The organism is Mucilaginibacter rubeus, from assembly GCF_014643835.1.
In the GTDB taxonomy this organism is placed as follows: domain Bacteria; phylum Bacteroidota; class Bacteroidia; order Sphingobacteriales; family Sphingobacteriaceae; genus Mucilaginibacter; species Mucilaginibacter rubeus.
On record NZ_BMKD01000007.1, the window covers coordinates 262,013 to 278,644 of the forward strand.

The window sequence follows — 16,632 nt, forward strand, 5'->3', positions numbered from 1 at the left end:
AAAATAGAACCGTCGCTAAACAATTAGCGGCGGTTTTTTATTTAATTTACGGAATTATAAACCTCATCCCCGTCCCGGCTTGAAACATATCTGCAGCTTTTTATTTTTTAGTTTAATTTATAGCAGCCTGTTTGCACAGATAAAAGTTAGCGGTAAAATTGTCGACAATTCTAAAGTTCCTGTGGCCTTTGCTGTGGTTAACCTGCAACAGCAAAATTCAGAGCAAACAAGGGTAGTGCAAACCGATTCCATCGGGCTATTTAGTTTTACTGACGTTGATAAAGGCACCTATCATTTAACTATCACCTTCACCGGCTATCAAAAAACCAAACTTAAATTAAACTTGCAACAAGATACCTCGGTATCTATTACCCTCGCTGATAATACCACACAGTTGAACGAAGTAACCGTAACAGCAGGCAAAGCCTCTGTTGAAAACAAGGGCGATAAGCTGGTTTACAATGTATCCACCAGTGCCACATCGGCAGGAGCTGATGTACTTACGGTTATTGGTCGCGTGCCGGGTATAAAAGTTGGTGATAATGACCTGAGCATTGTTGGCAAAGGCAGCGTTAAAGTTATGGTGAACGAAAGATTGGTTCAACTGGCTGGAACCGACCTGCTCCGTTACCTGCGCTCATTATCTGCAAGCCAGGTAGGCAGTATTGAGGTAATTAAAAATCCGGGAGCTGCTTATGATGCTGAGGGCAACGCCGGATTGATCAACATCACGCTCAAACATAGCAAAAAACATGGCTATACCGGCAGCGTACAAATTAATGATAAGCAATGGATGCATAGCCCGGCCTCGGTTTATGGTACCAGCAATTACTGGTGGTTAAATGCCAGCGGCGATATTAACTACAATTCGGCCAAACTCTCCGCATATGCCAGTGTTAATGTTGACCATGACCACGAACTGGAGGGCTTTGAAACCGATATTTACTATCCTAAGCAAACCTGGCTGCAAACAGATACCGGCAACTATCGTTACCACAATTTAAACTTCATTGCCGGGGCCGATTATAGGTTTAGTTCAAAAGTAACTGCCGGGGTAAATTACCAGGGAGGTAAGAATACCTATGACGGATCCGACCATGTGAATAACCCCATCATTAACAACACTACCGGTGCTATCGATTCAACATTAAGAACCTATGCCACCTATCACCCGGTGGCTATCAGTAATGCGGTTAACCTGCATAGCACCATCAGCCTGGATACATCAGGTGCTAAATTGGTACTTAATGCCGACTATTTTAACTATTACCGCACCGACAGATCGGACTTTGAGAGCAACACTTACCTCGCTGACGGATCATTGAATGCAGCCAGTCGTAATCGCTACCATGATACCAATAAGCAGGACATCAACATTTATACATTCAAGGCCGATGCGCTTTTGCCAACCAAATATGCCCGCTTTGCTTTTGGCGGCAAACTGAGCTTTATCAATAATTACAGCAACGCTTTTTATTATAAAAAGGCAACCAACGATTCGCTAAAGTATGACCCGAACTTAAGCAATGAATTTACCTATACCGAAAATACCCAATCTGTTTACGGCAGCATAAACCGCGAGGATGGTAAATGGAAGTACCAGGCCGGCTTGCGGGCAGAGCACACCGAAACCAAAGGCTACTCGCACACGCTTAACCAAACTACCATTAATAATTACACAAGGTTGTTTCCATCAGCAACGGTGAGTTACCAGGCAGCTGTTAATCACAGCCTATCACTAAACTTTGGCAGGCGGGTTAACCGGCCAACTTTCTGGAACCTTAACCCATTCAAGAGCTTGTTTACAGCTTATAGCTATGGCGAAGGCAACCCCTATCTTCAACCAGAATATAATACCAATTTTGAGCTTTCGCACACCTATAAAAACAGGCTTACTTCGGCTATATTTTTAAACGTTACCAACAATGGTTTTAACAACGTAACCATTGCCCGGCCAGATACTAATTTGATTTATACCACGCCCCTTAATTTTATTAAAACTTACCGGGTAGGTATTTCCGAAAATTATTCGATGCAATTGCTTAGCTGGCTTGATAATAATAACCAGTTCACTTTTTATCATACCGATGCAAAATCTGCATTGGCTGCAGTAAATGGGATCAATGGCTTCGGGGCGTATATTGCGACCAACAACAACATCTATTTTAATGCCGATAAATCATTTTCAGGTGCAGTTAATTTTTGGTACCAGTTCCCGGAGGTAGATCATATAGGCAGAAGTGATGCTTACTACAAACTCGATCTTGGCATTAAAGCTTCGGTTTTAAAAAAGAAGGTTGATGTTTCATTTGTGATGAACGATATTTTCAGGAGCAGCGCGTCAGCTGTTACCACAACCGTTAACGGGGTAAGGCAAAAGTATACCAACTTCCAGATTAACAGATATACTTTGCTTGGCATCAGTTACCGTTTCGGCAACAGCCAAAATAAAACCGAAAAACAGGATACCGGTAACCAGGATGAGAAAGGCCGGATCCATTAAAAGCAAAAGGGAGCTCATGCGGACTCCCTTTAAACAATCACGAAACAAAAGCAAGGTTACATTTTGCCTGAGCTGTCTTTGCCCATTTTGCCTTTACCCATTTTACTTTTTGACATTTTATCGTGGCTCATTTTATCCGAACCCATTTTGTCTGATGCCATTTTATCATGGCTCATTTTGTCCTTGCTCATTTTATCAGTACTCATTTTGCCTGAAGCCATTTTATCGTGGCTCATTTTGTCTTTGCTCATCTTGTCCTTTTTCATTTTACCGGTGTCGCTTAGCATAACGGTATTATGCGCAGGATTTAATGTTTTAGCTTGTACATTCGCTGTAATGCCGGCAATAGCAAGGGTGGCGATAAGGGCGCCCGAAATAATTGATGTGATTTTCATGTTTGATTTTTTAGTTGGTATTTGCCGCTTAGTCGGGTTGATAAATGAAACCTTACAAAATATTTTCATTTTATTTAGAAAGCCATCCGATAGGCTATCAATCAAAAAAATTCGTGAAATTCGTGCACACTCAATTCGACCACATTAAAGCTACTTTATGGAGATCAGCCAGGCACAGCAACTTGTAGATAACTGGATAAAAACAACCGGCATCAGGTATTTTAACGAACTTACCAATACCGCCATTTTAATGGAAGAGGTTGGCGAAGTAGCCCGGATCATGGCGAGGCAATACGGCGAGCAATCATTCAAAAAATCAGATACAGAAGTTAACCTGGCCGATGAAATGGCCGATGTACTTTTTGTACTTATTTGCCTGGCCAATCAAACCGGCATCGACCTAACCGACGCCCTGGAAAAGAACATGGAAAAGAAAAGCATCCGAGATGCCGAACGGCATAAAAACAATGAAAAATTGAAATAATCAAAATTAAATTCTATAATTTTCGGTTAAGAAAAATTTAATTCCGTATAATTTTGATTTAATATAATTTAATAAGGCAAAAACCGTTTAATCTAAAACAATTAAACAACCTTATTATGAAAACCTATTTTATGCTGTCGGTAAGTTTTTTACTTGTACTGACATCCTGCGAACGTCAAAAAGAACAAAAAGCAACAATTGCCGAAGTGGCGTTAACGCCCGCTCCTCCTGCAGAAAAATCTGATATGGAAGCATTTAAAACCCCGGCAGTAGTTGACGATAAACACGTTTCTGCCAATACAACAATTACCGACACCGCCAAAAAAATCATCAAGGAAGGAGATATCCGTTTTGAAACCGGTAATCCTAAGGCAGCTAGGCAAAACATTGTTTCGTCGCTCAAAAAATTAGGCGGTTACCTTGCCGAAGAAAATGAGACCAACAGCGGCGAAACCAATCAAAAGGAATACAATCTCAAGATCAGGGTTCCCTCAAAAAACTTTGATGCTTTTTTAAGTAGCTTAACTTCCAGTGCAGATCATATCGACTCCAAAAACATTCACATCAGGGATGTGACAACGCAATTCATCGACGTTAAGGCACAAATCAACAATAACAAGCAGTTAGAGCAGCGTTATTTGCAGTTGGCTGCTAAAGCCACCAAAATGACCGACCTGCTGGCTATTGAAGATAAGCTTGCCGCTATCCGTACCGAAATTGATTCGGCACAAGGGCAGTTGAACTATTTAAGCAGCCAGGTTAGTTACAGCTCGCTGGATATCAGCTTTTACACCAGGCAGGCCAACCTGGTTAACAACGGCAACGGTTTTGGCTATAAGTTTGAAAACTCACTGAGCACCGGCTGGGACACCATGCAAAACATGTTTTTTTCAATAGTATCCCTGTGGCCTTTAATATTTGTTGCGTTAATTATTTACCTGTTAATCATCCGCTGGAAAAAACGAAGGAGAGCAAATGTGTTAACAGAGGCATAAAAAATATCGTTAAAGTTAACTTAATGTTTAAATTATAAAAAGGCTAATGCAAAAAGGTATTAGTTGATGAAGATTTAATTAAAAGGGTAGAAACTTTACTAAATTATTTAATAAATGCTTGATAAGTAGAAATTTAACCCCTAATTTTAAGCACCTAATTAATTGATTATGATCCGTGTACGGTCTAAAGTTGTACTGTTGGTTGCCCCCCATGTAGTTGGCCTTGAGGTATTGCCTAATAACAAGGTTTTTAAACATATTTCAGCCATTCCGGCTATTTTTCCATCCATACACGATATCAAACCCAACCTGCTCATACTTGATTACGACTATCTTGTTCAGGACATCGAAAAGATCCTTCGCCGTTTAAGCGCAAACATTGCATACAAAAACATCAGGATTTGCTGCTATAAAAATAAATGGCACTCCAAGGTTGATCCTTTCCTGAAAACATTAGGCGTTGACCATATTTTTTATGCTGAAGATATGCAGGACGAAGTCACCAGGAAAAGCGCATTTGACGCCATTGGCAACGTTATAATGGACGGGACGTTTTTTAATTTATTAAAGCCGGTACATTGATCGCCCGTTTCTCTTAGATATCATTGCAAGCGCAGCATGGTAATGACATGTTTTTATTCTTATATCATGGCTCTTGCCATCCGATTTTTAATGTCCTGCCTCTTGATCTCTTGTTTCCTGATCCTTGATCTTTTGTCTCTCCCTTAAACAACCACATCTCCCTCAAAAACCCTTTCAGCAGGGCCTTCTAAAAAAATGTCTGTAAAAGTTTTGCCATCATAATCAAAACGGATATTGAGGTTGCCCCCCAATACTCTTATAGGTGTGGTAATATGCCCGGTTTGCTGTTTGTGCTGCGCCATGGCCAGCGCAACGGCAGTTACGCCCGTTCCGCAGGCAAAGGTCTCATCCTCTACCCCACGCTCAAATGTGCGTACAAAGTAGCCCTCTTTCATTGGTTCAACAAAATTTACATTAATGCCATTTTTGCGATAAGTGGCATTATTGCGGATAGCGTGGCCTTCCTGGTAAACATTGCGTTGTTCAAGCCCGTCAACCAGCTTTACGTAATGTGGCGAGCCGGTGTTGAGCACATAAGCATCGGCATCGGTATTAACTTCGTTTACATCAATCATTTGCAGGCTTACCCAATCGCCTTCGTCTGAAATTTTGGCATAATGGGGGCCGTCTACTGCCAAAAATTCGGTTTCCGATTCAATAACGCCTAAAAATTTGGCAAAGGCCACAATACAGCGCCCGCCGTTGCCGCACATGCTGCTCGGCTGGCCGTCGGCATTGTAATAAATCATCTCAAAATCGTATCCGTCTTTGTTTTGCAATAGCATCAAACCATCACCCCCGATTCCGAAACGACGATCGCACAGTCCCGAAATCAGCTTAGGGTTATGATGATCAACGCTGTTATCGCGGTTATCAATCAAAATAAAATCATTGCCTGCGCCCTGGTATTTATAAAAATGTATCTTCACAATTATCCTGTTAATATCAGCCCCTTTAGTCTTCAACAAAACCCGTGCTAACAATTAAAATAGCCGGTGTTTATCTATTTAACAAATTTTAACAAAAAACGGGATAACTAATCATTGATTATCTCGTCTATATGGTATTAAATTTGATCTGTAAAATAAGTAAACTTAATAATAAGAAAGGCAAATAATAAATGAAAAAGATTGGTTTAACACTATTAACCGCTTTTGTTGGAGGTGCGATGGCCTTAGGAGTATATAAGGTTATCGAAAACAAATACTCCGACAACCTGAGCTTTGAAGACAAGCAAAAGGTATATTTTACGAGCAACCCGTCCACCCCGGTTTCATCAACCGGTGACCTTGATTTTACCCAGGCAGCGGCTGCAGCAACCCCGGCGGTGGTTTACATCCGCACAACCTATACTAACAAAGGCAGCGGCGGACAGGACCAGCTGGAGCAAATGTTTGGTGATATGTTTGGTCAGCGGGTTCGTCCGCAAGGCCCACAGATGGCATCAGGCTCTGGTGTTATCATTTCGCCCGATGGCTACATTGTAACCAACAACCACGTGGTTGAAAAGGCCGATAAAATTACCGTTGCTACCAATGATCACCGTACTTTCAGCGCCAAAGTTATCGGCACCGACCCAAGTACAGATCTTGCCCTCATTAAAGTTAGCGCTAACAACCTGCCAATTGTAAAATTAGGTAACAGCGACGACGCTAAAGTTGGCGAATGGGTTTTAGCTGTAGGCAACCCTTTTAACTTAACATCAACCGTTACAGCCGGTATCATCAGCGCCAAAGGCCGTAACATTGGTATTATTGGCAGCGAAAACAATGATGACGATAACCCGTTTGGCCGTACCCGCAACCAGTCGACTCCTAAGCTGAACAAAGCTATAGAGTCGTTCATCCAAACCGATGCGGCTATTAACCCTGGCAATAGCGGCGGTGCCCTGGTGAACACCCGTGGCGAACTGATTGGTATTAACGCCGCTATCGCTTCGCACACCGGTTCATACGAAGGCTACGGCTTTGCCATCCCGGTTAACCTGGCTAAAAAAGTACTGAACGATATCAAGAAATTCGGTACAGTAAAACGCGGTTTTGTGGGTGTAACCTTCACCGAACTTAACCCGGACGTAGCCCAAAAACTCGACGTAACAACCACCAACGGTTTATACGTGAACGACCTTGTACCGGGCGGCGGTGCCGAGCAGGCAGGCTTACGCAAAGGCGACATCATTGTTAAGGTTGAAGGTCAGCCGGTTTATGAATCATCTGATCTGCAGGAACGTGTAGGCCGTTTACAGCCCGGCGATAAGATCAATATTACTGTGCTGCGTGATGGCAAGGACAAAGATTTCGCGGTAACGCTCAAAGGCGATGCCGTGGCGCCATCAAACCGCATAGCAGCGTCTAAATCGGCCGAAGAGCTGTTTAACAAACTGGGCGCAAGCTTCCACGCTTTAACTCCTGCCGAAAAGAACAGGCTGCATGTTAACGCAGGTGTACTGGTTACCCAGGTACGTGAAGGTGGTTTATTTGACGCTGCCGAAATACCTGAAGGCGTTGTGATCACCAGTATTAACAAACTGCCGATCAGCAGTATCGAAGATATTGACAAGGCAATTGTAAAACCTATCCAGGGCAATATCATTATTGCCGGGATCTACCCCGATGGTTCGCACTTCAGCAGCGCGTTCCCGGCTCAATAAGCTTTTTTTAAGTGATTTTGCATAAGGAAGCTCCGGTCTCTTTTGAGATTGGGGCTTTCTTTTTATGGAGAATTTTCGGGACTTAGAAGGGCTTTTGTTCGCCCTAAAACTATTTAAAACAAATTAACCCCAAAGCTCCATCCAACCCAACCGCTCCAATTCCTGTTATCACGGATAAAAGAATAATGCAGGTCCCGCGCATAGGCGTAACCATCTACCGGGGTGCGCTGGTCGGAATAAAGGAAATTTAACGATGGCCCTGCGAAAATGGAAAACTTGCGGCTTACTTTATAAGTAAAATCAAGGTTGAACTTGTTAAGCTGATTGGTTTTTAACCAGGTACCCTGGTACAGGTAACTTGAACCAATTTCGGTGTTGATAGCCAGGTGCTGCCCCAGTCCAAACTCCCGCCCGAAACCCAAACCAAATGAATATAATTTACTGTTGTCATCAACCCGCATACCACCCTGCCAAATGGTGTACAGTTTGCCGTTGCCATTTTTAAAGGCGAGGTTGATATTTTGAGTTTCGTTAGTGGAGATAGCGAGCTTATGGTAACCGCTGTTGATAATATTCAACAGCCCGATACTAAATCCCGAAGAAGTATCGGCTATGTTTACCAGCGCCAGTTGAACACCGGTGAGATGTTTGGCATAGTTAAACAATCCCGCCACCTGCAAGCCGCCAAACTTTTGCTGTGCTATATTACCAATCCCACCCAGTTGTAACGCGTCTGAATTTTTGCCTGCAATATTGCCTATCGCCCCTAACTGAATGCCCCTGACTGATCCGCGGGTATGGTTGTAAAGGGCTGACAACTGCAAACCATTCATGTTTTGTTTTACGCTGTTATGGAGCAGGGCCAGCTGAATGCCCCGCACGTTACCCAGCACGTTATTGTACATGCCGCCAAGCTGAATACCATTTACTGAGCCGCCCACCACATTAAAGATCCCGGCTATTTGTACCGCACCAACATCGCCTTTATCTAAATTGAAAATAATGCCCATTTCAAAGCCATCAACCCCGGCATTATAGCCGCCCACAGCATTGAGGGAAACCACATTCACTACCTGTCCGCTGAAGTTGCCGTGAGTGCTTACGCCCGGTATGGCCGAAGCCTGGAAGGGGGCTTGTGCAATCAAACCGCCGAGGTTGGCCGCCTGGACCTGCTGTTTGGTGGAAAGGAACAACCTGCCCAGCGAAGTATTTTCGACACCCGAATAATCGTCGCTAAGGATATACCCCAGCAGGCTGCGTTTTTTCTTCAGGGTGGTGTCGGTGCTTCTTACGTTAACATCTGTTAAAAAAGTAACCGTAGTATCCTTATAAAATTCCCGGCTGATGGTGAGGGTGATCGGCTGGCCTTCGTTATGCAGGCTAATATCAAAATGACCTTCCTTATCGGTCAGTACCGATTGCAATTGCTCGTGCGAGTATACACTGGCATTGGGCAGGCTATGGCCGGTTTGCTCGTCGGTTACGATACCGCTGATGTTGTAATTGTCGCCATCGGTAGCGGCTTTATCTGTAACTATAGTGAGTTGAAGGGGCGCATATCTCAGAATAATAAAATTCTTCGATTCGCGGTACTCAAAGCGATAGCGAAGCATGTGGTCAAGCACTTCTTTAATCGTCCAGTTATCAGCATTGATCGTAACCAGACTGTCGGTTTTTACAATGTTGCTGTTGTACGAAAAGTAGAAGTTGCCTTTTTGTTCGATGGTTTTAAGCACCGTGCCCAGTCGCATTTCGGTTACATGGACGGATATGTTTTTGGAAAGGATGGAATCGGCACGAGCGGTTAGGGCTGTGAGGAGCAGCAGGCAGATGGTATAGTTTAGGTAACGATGTAGTTTATACAACATAAAAAATCTAACGTGTATATTAAGTTATGTCATTGCGAGTGAAGCGTGGCAATCCCGTAGCAATTATTCCACCACATCATTGCCTTGACGGCTTCCAAACGGGCTGTCATGCTGAGCCTGTCGAAGTATGGCGGGCAGGCCTCTGCGCACGAGTCTTCGACAGGCTCAGACTGACAGGCCCTCTTTGTCATTTCACCTTCAGAGGCCCCGGATTTAAATCACTCAGCATGACAGCGCACCATATACAATCCCTTACCTCAACACAATCCCCTTTTTCCCGCGCTCCACTTTGATCTTGAACGTTTCGGAGATCACTAGCAGCACCTGATCTAACGACTGATCTTTAAACACAGTAGTAATAGGCAGGTTGGCAATGGCTTTATTGCCGATAACAATGTGCGCCCCGTACACTTCGTTTAATGAACCTACCAGCTCATTTAGCGGGGTTTCATCGCAAACCAGTTCATGGGTTGCATAGTAGTTATATAAACGCCCTTTGATGCTTTCTTTAGCCTGCAGGCCATCTTTGCCGGTAACCAACACCTTTTCGCCGGGGTTAAGGTTTACGCTTTTTTTCTTTTCGCTTACGTTAACTATGCCCGTTTCAACAATAACCTGCGTTTTGCCGTCGCGGCTCTTTATATTGAATGACGTGCCAACCACCCTAACCGTTACACCGTTCACCCTAATTATAAAAGGTTTGGTTTTATCGGGCGTTACTTTAAAAAAAGCCTCGCCCAGCATAGTCACCGGGCGGATCTTGCCGGTAAACTTTTCGGGGTAAATAAGCGTACTGTGGCTATTCAACGTAACTACCGACCCATCGGGCAGGGTTTGCGCGCGGGTTTTAGCTTCACTGTTTATCCTGACGAAAGCAATATTCCGGTTATCATAATAGTGGCTGATGGTTAACCAGGCCACCGTGCAAATCAGCAATAGCGATGCCGCTATACCTATCCACCAGCTGGTTTTCATTTTGCGCTCCCGGGCGGGTTGAGTTGGCGTTGTGACTGTATTGCTGATCCTTTTCTGCAGCCGGAGATAGGCGGCATCCTCATCCAAATTTTTAGTAGAAGCAATTTGCCGGCTTTCATCCCAGATCAGTTTAAAATTATCATACTCCTGCCTGTTAGCCGGCGAAGCGGCAATCCAGTTCTGTATAGCCTCCACCTCGGCGGGCGTAGCTTCGCCAACCAGGTATTTCACCAGCAAATCATCATCTATAGGCATACCGGTATAGCTCATACAAACCAATTAATAAATAACAATAAAATAATGGGTAAAAACTCGGCCAGTTTTTGGCGCATTACCCGCAGCGCTTTGCCCATCTGGTTTTCGATGGTTTTGATCGAGAGACCCATTTGATCCGCAATTTGCTGGTATTTCAACTGCTCAAACCTGCTGAGCTGAAAAATGATGCGGCATTGCTCGGGCAGTTCGCTCAGGGCTTTTTCAATGTGCTTCTGCAGCTCGGCCGTGAGCAGTTTTTTTGAGGCCAGTTCATCGCTGCCAACCTGTTCCATTTCATCGGCATAATAAACGCCGAAATTGGCGCGTACCTTCTGATGTTTCAAATAATTCAGGCTTTCGTTATGTACAGAGCGGCACAGGTAGGCCTTGATACTGCCCTCGGTTTTAAGCAGATCGCGTTTTTCCCAAATGCGGCAAAATACGTTTTGTACTACCTCTTCGGCCATTTCATCATCCTTTAAAAAAGTGAAGGCATAGGCGTGCAGACTTTTAAAGTGATCTTTAAAAAGCCGCTCAAAAGCTTTCTGGCTTCCCTGTTTAATTAAACCAATGGCCGTGCTATCGCTGTATTCCACTTTTAAGGTGTAGATGTTAGCGCTAAAGATAGCTTGTTTGGCCGTTAAATTCATAGTACCCAAATGTTAAAAATCAATCAGGCCAATTGAATCTGGATAGTGTACAGCGAATGATGAATATCCACCTTGCTGCACACACCATTGGTATAGCTGTAAAAATTGTAATTACCATCGGGCAGATCAATACGGTATACGTGCGGGCTCACCTGCTTAACCTGCAAAAACTGCTGAAAGTTATCGGAGTACACCTGCGACTGGTCGGCCGGTTCATGGCAGTACAGCAGCATGAGGTTGGCGGCAATTTGTTTTTGATCAACCGTTTTGCCGCATTTGCCTTCGGCGATGGTTTGATAGCCCGAGGCTACGGCTTTGGTTTGACGGTTGCATTTTTCTGAGCCATTAACATTTCTGCACACCTGCGAACTCATGAGCTTGCCATTGTTAAAAGTGCTCTCCTCCTGGATCTCCACCTTGATGCTGAAAATGAAGCGCATTTTAACCTCGGAGATCATTTTGAGGTACAGCTCATCTCCCTGGCGCTTTTGGTACAGGTTCATGTGGCCAACCAACTTGCCGCTGTGCAGCACATTGTATTTAACCGTTTGTTCCTGCGCCAGGGCACCCACAGCGAGGCACAGCAAGGCCACCACCATAGCCGCCCATTTTAGCGGACCGAAGATATTGAAGGTTGGGAAAGTTTTATTTTGGAGGGCAGGCCGGATATATTTTTTAAATAACCAAATTATTAAAGCGGGTATCATGGGTTGTCATATTAAAGTGATTGAATAAAGCTTTTAACGCGTTTACTTTATTACAACACTGTAAACTTTTACCCCTATGCCTTTGCATTATTTTGTTCGATTAATTAAATTACTACTATGCCTATATGCATTATATAATTTCAAATATAAGTAAAAAAACGGGTGTCCCAATTTTTTGATTCCCCACGAAAAATTGAAAAAAGCACACCGCCCGTTTTTGCGAAAATGAGCGTGTTCCAATTTTTGAGTGTGAAAACGCGGAACACCTTTTTTATGAAACATACTGATAATCAAATAATTAATATTTCAACTGAAACAATAATAAAACATTGACTGTCAATTAGTAAAACTTTTAAGAGTAAAATATGGCCTTAATTGAGACAGCGCTGGCAGAGGGATTTTTTTGGTGTTTTTTTGATGTTTTTTCAACGAAAATGAGGTTAGGCGGTGTAGGTTGGTTGGGGTGCTGACAATATAGCGCCACCATTTTTGTAAGGTTTAGGAGTTATAGGGCTACAGGGATGGTAAGTTTTTAAGGATGTTTATAAACAAGGCTGTATCTGCCCCGTCGTCGGCTGGCTCATCGGTATACTCCACACTTTCAAACTCATGAAAGGTATGGTCAAGTTCGTTATCCCGGGTATCGAAATACAGATCTGGGAGATGCCATTGATCGGCATAAAACCAGTGGTGGAATATTAGTTTGGAATGGATTAATGCTTCCAATGCAGATAGCTCAATATTTTGCGGGTTGTGATATACAGCGCTGTTGAAATTTTTGTAGTTACCGCCATCGCGGTAGAAGTAGTTGAATTTGATGTTTGGCATCCGGCAAGGTATACCGGATGCTTGGGTTTGTCAATCGGAGATAAGTGAACTTTTAGGGTTATCCAACAGCAAGCTTACCGCTCTCTTTCCAAATATAAGCCGGCATAGGCTCGTTCAATTGCCACTCAATGTTCATCGGTTTTGATCCGCTTGATTTTATAAAGTTAGCTTCTCCTAAAAACACGTACGACATAGTAAATCCAAACTCATCGTCGTTTTGCTCTCTCACAAAAAGCAAGATTTTCTTATCATCATCTTTATGGTTTATATAAGATAAACCTTTAGGCGATTCTGGAGATGTTGCATTTTGTGATTGCCAATGGAAAAGATATTCGTTTATGGCATAATCATCATAAAGCGTTGTTGGTGAATATTCTTTATCAGATTTTTTTAATGTTACAAAAAACGCTTCCGTATTTAATTCTTTATTTAATGCAACCCCCTCCCTGTTAGACGATGCTTTATCAAAGCTATGTAGTTGCATGGCTACTAAAATTTGGTCGCGATTATAACGACTATGTACTTGTAAAGGGAATGGGAAATCTAAAGCTATAGGTTTTTCTACAAAATCAACCCTACTTATTAGAATATCTATCATCTCTTGAAGTTCAGCAACCATGATTGGATTATTGCTAATTTGTAGTATACTTTTTTCGATAGAATCAAAGCCAGCGTCTGGCCCTGCTTTTTGCCAAACATCGTAATGGAACATTAAAAGCATTTGCTGCTGCACCGAATCCAAGCTATTGATAATAAATCTATTATCAATTAACGACTTAATAAAATGCAAGTAACTTACGGAATTACATTGCAATAGTTTTCTGGCGATAGATCCAGTTAAAACCGATTCATTAGGCTCGTCAAAGTTACTAATAGCTCCAGCCTCTGCGCATAGCCTTTTCCATCCAAGCTTTTTATTTTTATAAATTAAAGGGAGGTCAATATTCTGAATTCTAATAAAGTTTTTTAACGTTAATGGCAAGGCTATTTGCAAATGAAAGCTTCTGATTTTATTTATTAGTTGTGTTCTATTAAATCCTATTGCAGCTGTTATGTTTTTTAGAATAATTTCTTTTGCTTTCTTTTCGAGTACTATTGAACAGCCTAAAGGTAAATGAGGAAATTCATCTTCTATCTCAGTAATAATTGACGTATGCGTTTTACCAACAAGCGCTCTGAATTTGTGCTCAAAATCGTATTCTGGTCTTGAATTGCCAACAAAATCAAGAACTGTTAAACAATCTTTATTAGGAGCAAGGCGTAAGCCCCGTCCTAATTGTTGTAGGAAAATAGTTAGACTTTCTGTTGGGCGTAAAAATAAAACGGTATCGATTTCTGGAATATCAACACCCTCATTAAAGATATCTCTAACAAAAAGGTAATTAATTTCTTTACGTCTAAGCCGAGCTCGCAATTCATCCCTATTATTAGATGTTTCAGATGTTAGATAATCGGCCTTTAACCCAGCCAAAGTAAACTTTTCAGCCATATAGCGAGCATGATCCTGACTAACACAAAACCCAACCGCCATTACATCGTTAATATCGGTTAAATATTTTTCGCAATTGGCTAAAATTTCGCTTACTCGCCTATCATCTTCAGTATATAGCTTTGTAAGCTCATTTATCTCATATTTTCCATTTTTCCACGATATTCTTGACAGATCTACGCTATCTGAAAGCGCAAAATATTGAAACGGAGATAGTAGTTTTCTATTCAACGCTTCAGGTAGCCTTATTTCTGCAGCTATTTCATCACAAAAGTCTTTTAGCACATTTTCGCCATCTCCTCGTTCGGGGGTTGCGGTTAAGCCCAATAAGATTTGTGGGGTGAATTTTTCAAATATGGAACGATAGCTTGATGCAGGAGCATGGTGTACCTCATCAATAATTATAAAATCATAGAAGTCGGGTAATAAGGTTAAGTCTTGAATTTTGTTATTTAGACTTTGTACCGATGCAAATACATACTCATAATTGGTTGGTGTAATACCATCTACCCACAAATCGCCGAAATTGGAGTCTTTTAAAACATGCTGAAAAGTGTTTTGCGCTTGTTGAAGAATTTCTTTCCTATGAGCTACAAAAAGCAATCGTGCCCTCGGATTAGAGTTCTTAAATTGTTTGTAATCAAAAGCAGAGATTACAGTCTTGCCGGTGCCTGTTGCAGCCACTAAAAGATTTTTAAATCTGTTATGAACAAATCTTTCGGCATGTAGCTTTTCTAATATTTCTTCTTGATAAGGAAATGGTTTTAAATCAAAGAAAGTTGTAATAGATTGCTTATCGTATGACTTTTGTTGTTTTAACGCTGTTTCGAGTTTGAGGGCATCTTTGCCTGGTATATAAGTCTCAAAATCTTTGTCAACCCAATAAGTCTCAAATGTTTTTTTGAACTTATCTATGATATGGCTGATTTCTTTAGAGGTTACTTTTAAGTTCCATTCCAGTCCGTTAGTAAGTGCTGATCGTGAGATGTTTGAAGAACCAATATATCCTGTGTTGAACCCCGTTTTTCTTAAAAATAAATATGCTTTAGCATGTAGGCGCTCATGATCAGAGTTATAGGATACCTTTATTTCTGTATTAGGCAATTTGGATAAGAACTCAATTGCTTTCACATCAGTAGCTCCCATATATGATGTGGTTATAATCTTTAACTTCTTGCCACCATAAGTAAATTCTTCCAATTCGTCTTTAAATATCCTGATCCCAGAATATTTTATAAAAGAGACTAACCAACAGATTTCGTCAGATGAAAGAATTTCTTTTTTTATTTCGCTTTCTAATGAAACGCCAACATTGTTACCTGTGAAAAGTTCACTCTGACTTAATCGGGTATATGGAGTAATTAGCTTTACACGCTCCTCTAATTTACTATGAGGATTATCTAACGTAGAAAATACAGCATTAAGAATTTTACCTTCATCTTCAATTAAATTACCCGTTAAACTAATATCGGGCAATGCGTTTATCAATAGGTTGATTATCTTATTTGATAATTCAATCTGTTTAAATACTTTATCATCGCCCTTGATCTCATTGAGCGCAAACTTTATAGTCTCAGATAAATATATACTGAGGTATCTGGACGCTTCTTCTTTATCGAGTAAAGTACTCTTAACAAAGAATTTATCATTGTTAACGGTTTGTAATTTATTGGAAATGAGTTTAGTGATAAGCTGTTCGTACAAGCCCAATTCAATTGCTGGCATTTAGGTTTCTATATAATGTTTAACAATAGGCACATCCGCCTCCGCCCAATCCAAAGCTAACAATTCATCTTTAGGCAGCCATTTAAAATCAAGATGCTCTTTTAACAAAATCTGCCCCGAAGTAATTCTACAAACAAAAGGAATTAGCTGTATGGTAACATTAGGATATTGGTGTGTATTGGCCGGCAAAGAGGCTACTATTTCAACATCCACATGAAGCTCTTCCTTAATCTCGCGGATAAGGCAGGCTTCAGCGGTTTCGCCGGGTTCAATTTTACCGCCGGGGAACTCCCATTTTAACGGTAGACTCATGGTTGCGCTCCGCTGGGCGGCAAATACAAGTCCGTCGGCATTAACAATAATAGCGCATGTTACTTTGATCACGTTTCTAAGATAAGAGTTTGGGGAAAGAAACAAGACGACAATGTGAAGAAGCAAGACAATAGAAGGAAAGAAGCAAGACGGTAAGAGTCAAGAAGTAAGATAAGAACCATGACATATTGTTATCAAGCCCAAAACAAAAGCG

General features: G+C 41.8%; 14 protein-coding genes. 5 read left to right on the forward strand and 9 right to left on the reverse strand.

All coding sequences use genetic code 11. The features are described 5' to 3' along the window. Nucleotides 1-79 precede the first annotated feature (79 nt). Nucleotides 80-2,503, forward strand: coding sequence for a TonB-dependent receptor domain-containing protein (locus tag IEX80_RS22010; RefSeq protein WP_188834153.1), 2,424 nt, complete (start codon nt 80-82; stop codon nt 2,501-2,503). A 56-nt stretch (nt 2,504-2,559) separates the two neighbouring features. On the opposite strand, the gene IEX80_RS22015 is transcribed toward IEX80_RS22010, so the two are convergent. Next, nucleotides 2,560-2,898: a pentapeptide MXKDX repeat protein gene (locus tag IEX80_RS22015; protein WP_188834154.1), complete on the reverse strand. Its 339-nt coding sequence runs from the start codon at nt 2,896-2,898 to the stop codon at nt 2,560-2,562. Between the two features lie 157 nt (nt 2,899-3,055). On the opposite strand from IEX80_RS22015, the gene IEX80_RS22020 reads away from it, so the two are divergent. The 3 genes from IEX80_RS22020 to IEX80_RS22030 all read left to right on the forward strand — a co-directional run bounded on the left by IEX80_RS22020 (nt 3,056) and on the right by IEX80_RS22030 (nt 4,959). Next, nucleotides 3,056-3,382: a nucleotide pyrophosphohydrolase gene (locus tag IEX80_RS22020; RefSeq protein ID WP_176626457.1), complete on the forward strand. Its 327-nt coding sequence runs from the start codon at nt 3,056-3,058 to the stop codon at nt 3,380-3,382. 116 nt (nt 3,383-3,498) lie between these two features. Beyond that, the gene (locus IEX80_RS22025) at nt 3,499-4,377 is read left to right on the forward strand and encodes a DUF4349 domain-containing protein (RefSeq protein ID WP_188834155.1); all 879 of its coding nucleotides are present in this window, start codon (nt 3,499-3,501) and stop codon (nt 4,375-4,377) included. A gap of 168 nt (nt 4,378-4,545) precedes the next feature. Continuing rightward, nucleotides 4,546-4,959 (forward strand): hypothetical protein, encoded by a 414-nt coding sequence (locus tag IEX80_RS22030; protein ID WP_176626453.1) that lies wholly within the window; start codon nt 4,546-4,548, stop codon nt 4,957-4,959. 143 nt (nt 4,960-5,102) lie between these two features. Here the strand turns inward: IEX80_RS22030 and dapF are convergent, their stop codons facing one another. Next, complete coding sequence (gene dapF, locus IEX80_RS22035) at nt 5,103-5,888, reverse strand: diaminopimelate epimerase (protein ID WP_188834156.1); 786 nt, start codon at nt 5,886-5,888, stop codon at nt 5,103-5,105. 191 nt (nt 5,889-6,079) lie between these two features. Here dapF and IEX80_RS22040 point away from each other — a divergent pair, with 191 nt between their 5' ends. Next, complete coding sequence (locus tag IEX80_RS22040; protein ID WP_188834157.1) at nt 6,080-7,609, forward strand: Do family serine endopeptidase; 1,530 nt, start codon at nt 6,080-6,082, stop codon at nt 7,607-7,609. 113 nt (nt 7,610-7,722) lie between these two features. Here IEX80_RS22040 and IEX80_RS22045 read toward each other — a convergent pair whose 3' ends face one another. The 7 genes from IEX80_RS22045 to IEX80_RS22075 form a co-directional block, all read right to left on the reverse strand. Continuing rightward, the gene (locus IEX80_RS22045; protein WP_188834158.1) at nt 7,723-9,477 is read right to left on the reverse strand and encodes a carboxypeptidase-like regulatory domain-containing protein; all 1,755 of its coding nucleotides are present in this window, start codon (nt 9,475-9,477) and stop codon (nt 7,723-7,725) included. Between the two features lie 252 nt (nt 9,478-9,729). Further along, nucleotides 9,730-10,722: a FecR domain-containing protein gene (locus IEX80_RS22050; RefSeq protein ID WP_188834159.1), complete on the reverse strand. Its 993-nt coding sequence runs from the start codon at nt 10,720-10,722 to the stop codon at nt 9,730-9,732. Further along, entirely contained in the window at nt 10,719-11,357 is a 639-nt protein-coding gene (locus IEX80_RS22055; protein ID WP_188834160.1) for an RNA polymerase sigma-70 factor, read from the reverse strand. Before IEX80_RS22055 ends, IEX80_RS22050 begins: the two co-directional genes overlap by 4 nt. Nucleotides 11,358-11,380: 23 nt before the next feature. After that, nucleotides 11,381-12,064 (reverse strand): DUF6134 family protein, encoded by a 684-nt coding sequence (locus tag IEX80_RS22060; protein WP_188834161.1) that lies wholly within the window; start codon nt 12,062-12,064, stop codon nt 11,381-11,383. Nucleotides 12,065-12,577: 513 nt separating this feature from the next. Beyond that, nucleotides 12,578-12,892, reverse strand: coding sequence for a hypothetical protein (locus tag IEX80_RS22065; protein WP_188834162.1), 315 nt, complete (start codon nt 12,890-12,892; stop codon nt 12,578-12,580). Nucleotides 12,893-12,950: 58 nt separating this feature from the next. Next, nucleotides 12,951-16,106, reverse strand: coding sequence for a DEAD/DEAH box helicase (locus IEX80_RS22070; RefSeq protein WP_188834163.1), 3,156 nt, complete (start codon nt 16,104-16,106; stop codon nt 12,951-12,953). Continuing rightward, nucleotides 16,107-16,490 carry a (deoxy)nucleoside triphosphate pyrophosphohydrolase gene (locus tag IEX80_RS22075; protein WP_229701718.1) on the reverse strand — a complete coding sequence of 128 codons (384 nt, stop codon included), beginning with the start codon at nt 16,488-16,490 and terminating at the stop codon, nt 16,107-16,109. Nucleotides 16,491-16,632: the final 142 nt, after the last annotated feature.

Excerpts from the sequence above, each read along its gene's own strand:
- IEX80_RS22015 (WP_188834154.1), bottom strand. The coding sequence starts at position 2,898 with ATGAAAATCACATCAATTATTTCGGGCGCCCTTATCGCCACCCTTGCT.
- IEX80_RS22020 (WP_176626457.1), top strand. The coding sequence starts at position 3,056 with ATGGAGATCAGCCAGGCACAGCAACTTGTAGATAACTGGATAAAAACA.
- IEX80_RS22025 (WP_188834155.1), top strand. The coding sequence starts at position 3,499 with ATGAAAACCTATTTTATGCTGTCGGTAAGTTTTTTACTTGTACTGACA.
- IEX80_RS22030 (WP_176626453.1), top strand. The coding sequence starts at position 4,546 with ATGATCCGTGTACGGTCTAAAGTTGTACTGTTGGTTGCCCCCCATGTA.
- IEX80_RS22040 (WP_188834157.1), top strand. The coding sequence starts at position 6,080 with ATGAAAAAGATTGGTTTAACACTATTAACCGCTTTTGTTGGAGGTGCG.
- IEX80_RS22045 (WP_188834158.1), bottom strand. The coding sequence starts at position 9,477 with ATGTTGTATAAACTACATCGTTACCTAAACTATACCATCTGCCTGCTG.
- IEX80_RS22050 (WP_188834159.1), bottom strand. The coding sequence starts at position 10,722 with ATGAGCTATACCGGTATGCCTATAGATGATGATTTGCTGGTGAAATAC.
- IEX80_RS22055 (WP_188834160.1), bottom strand. The coding sequence starts at position 11,357 with ATGAATTTAACGGCCAAACAAGCTATCTTTAGCGCTAACATCTACACC.
- IEX80_RS22060 (WP_188834161.1), bottom strand. The coding sequence starts at position 12,064 with ATGATACCCGCTTTAATAATTTGGTTATTTAAAAAATATATCCGGCCT.
- IEX80_RS22065 (WP_188834162.1), bottom strand. The coding sequence starts at position 12,892 with ATGCCAAACATCAAATTCAACTACTTCTACCGCGATGGCGGTAACTAC.
- IEX80_RS22070 (WP_188834163.1), bottom strand. The coding sequence starts at position 16,106 with ATGCCAGCAATTGAATTGGGCTTGTACGAACAGCTTATCACTAAACTC.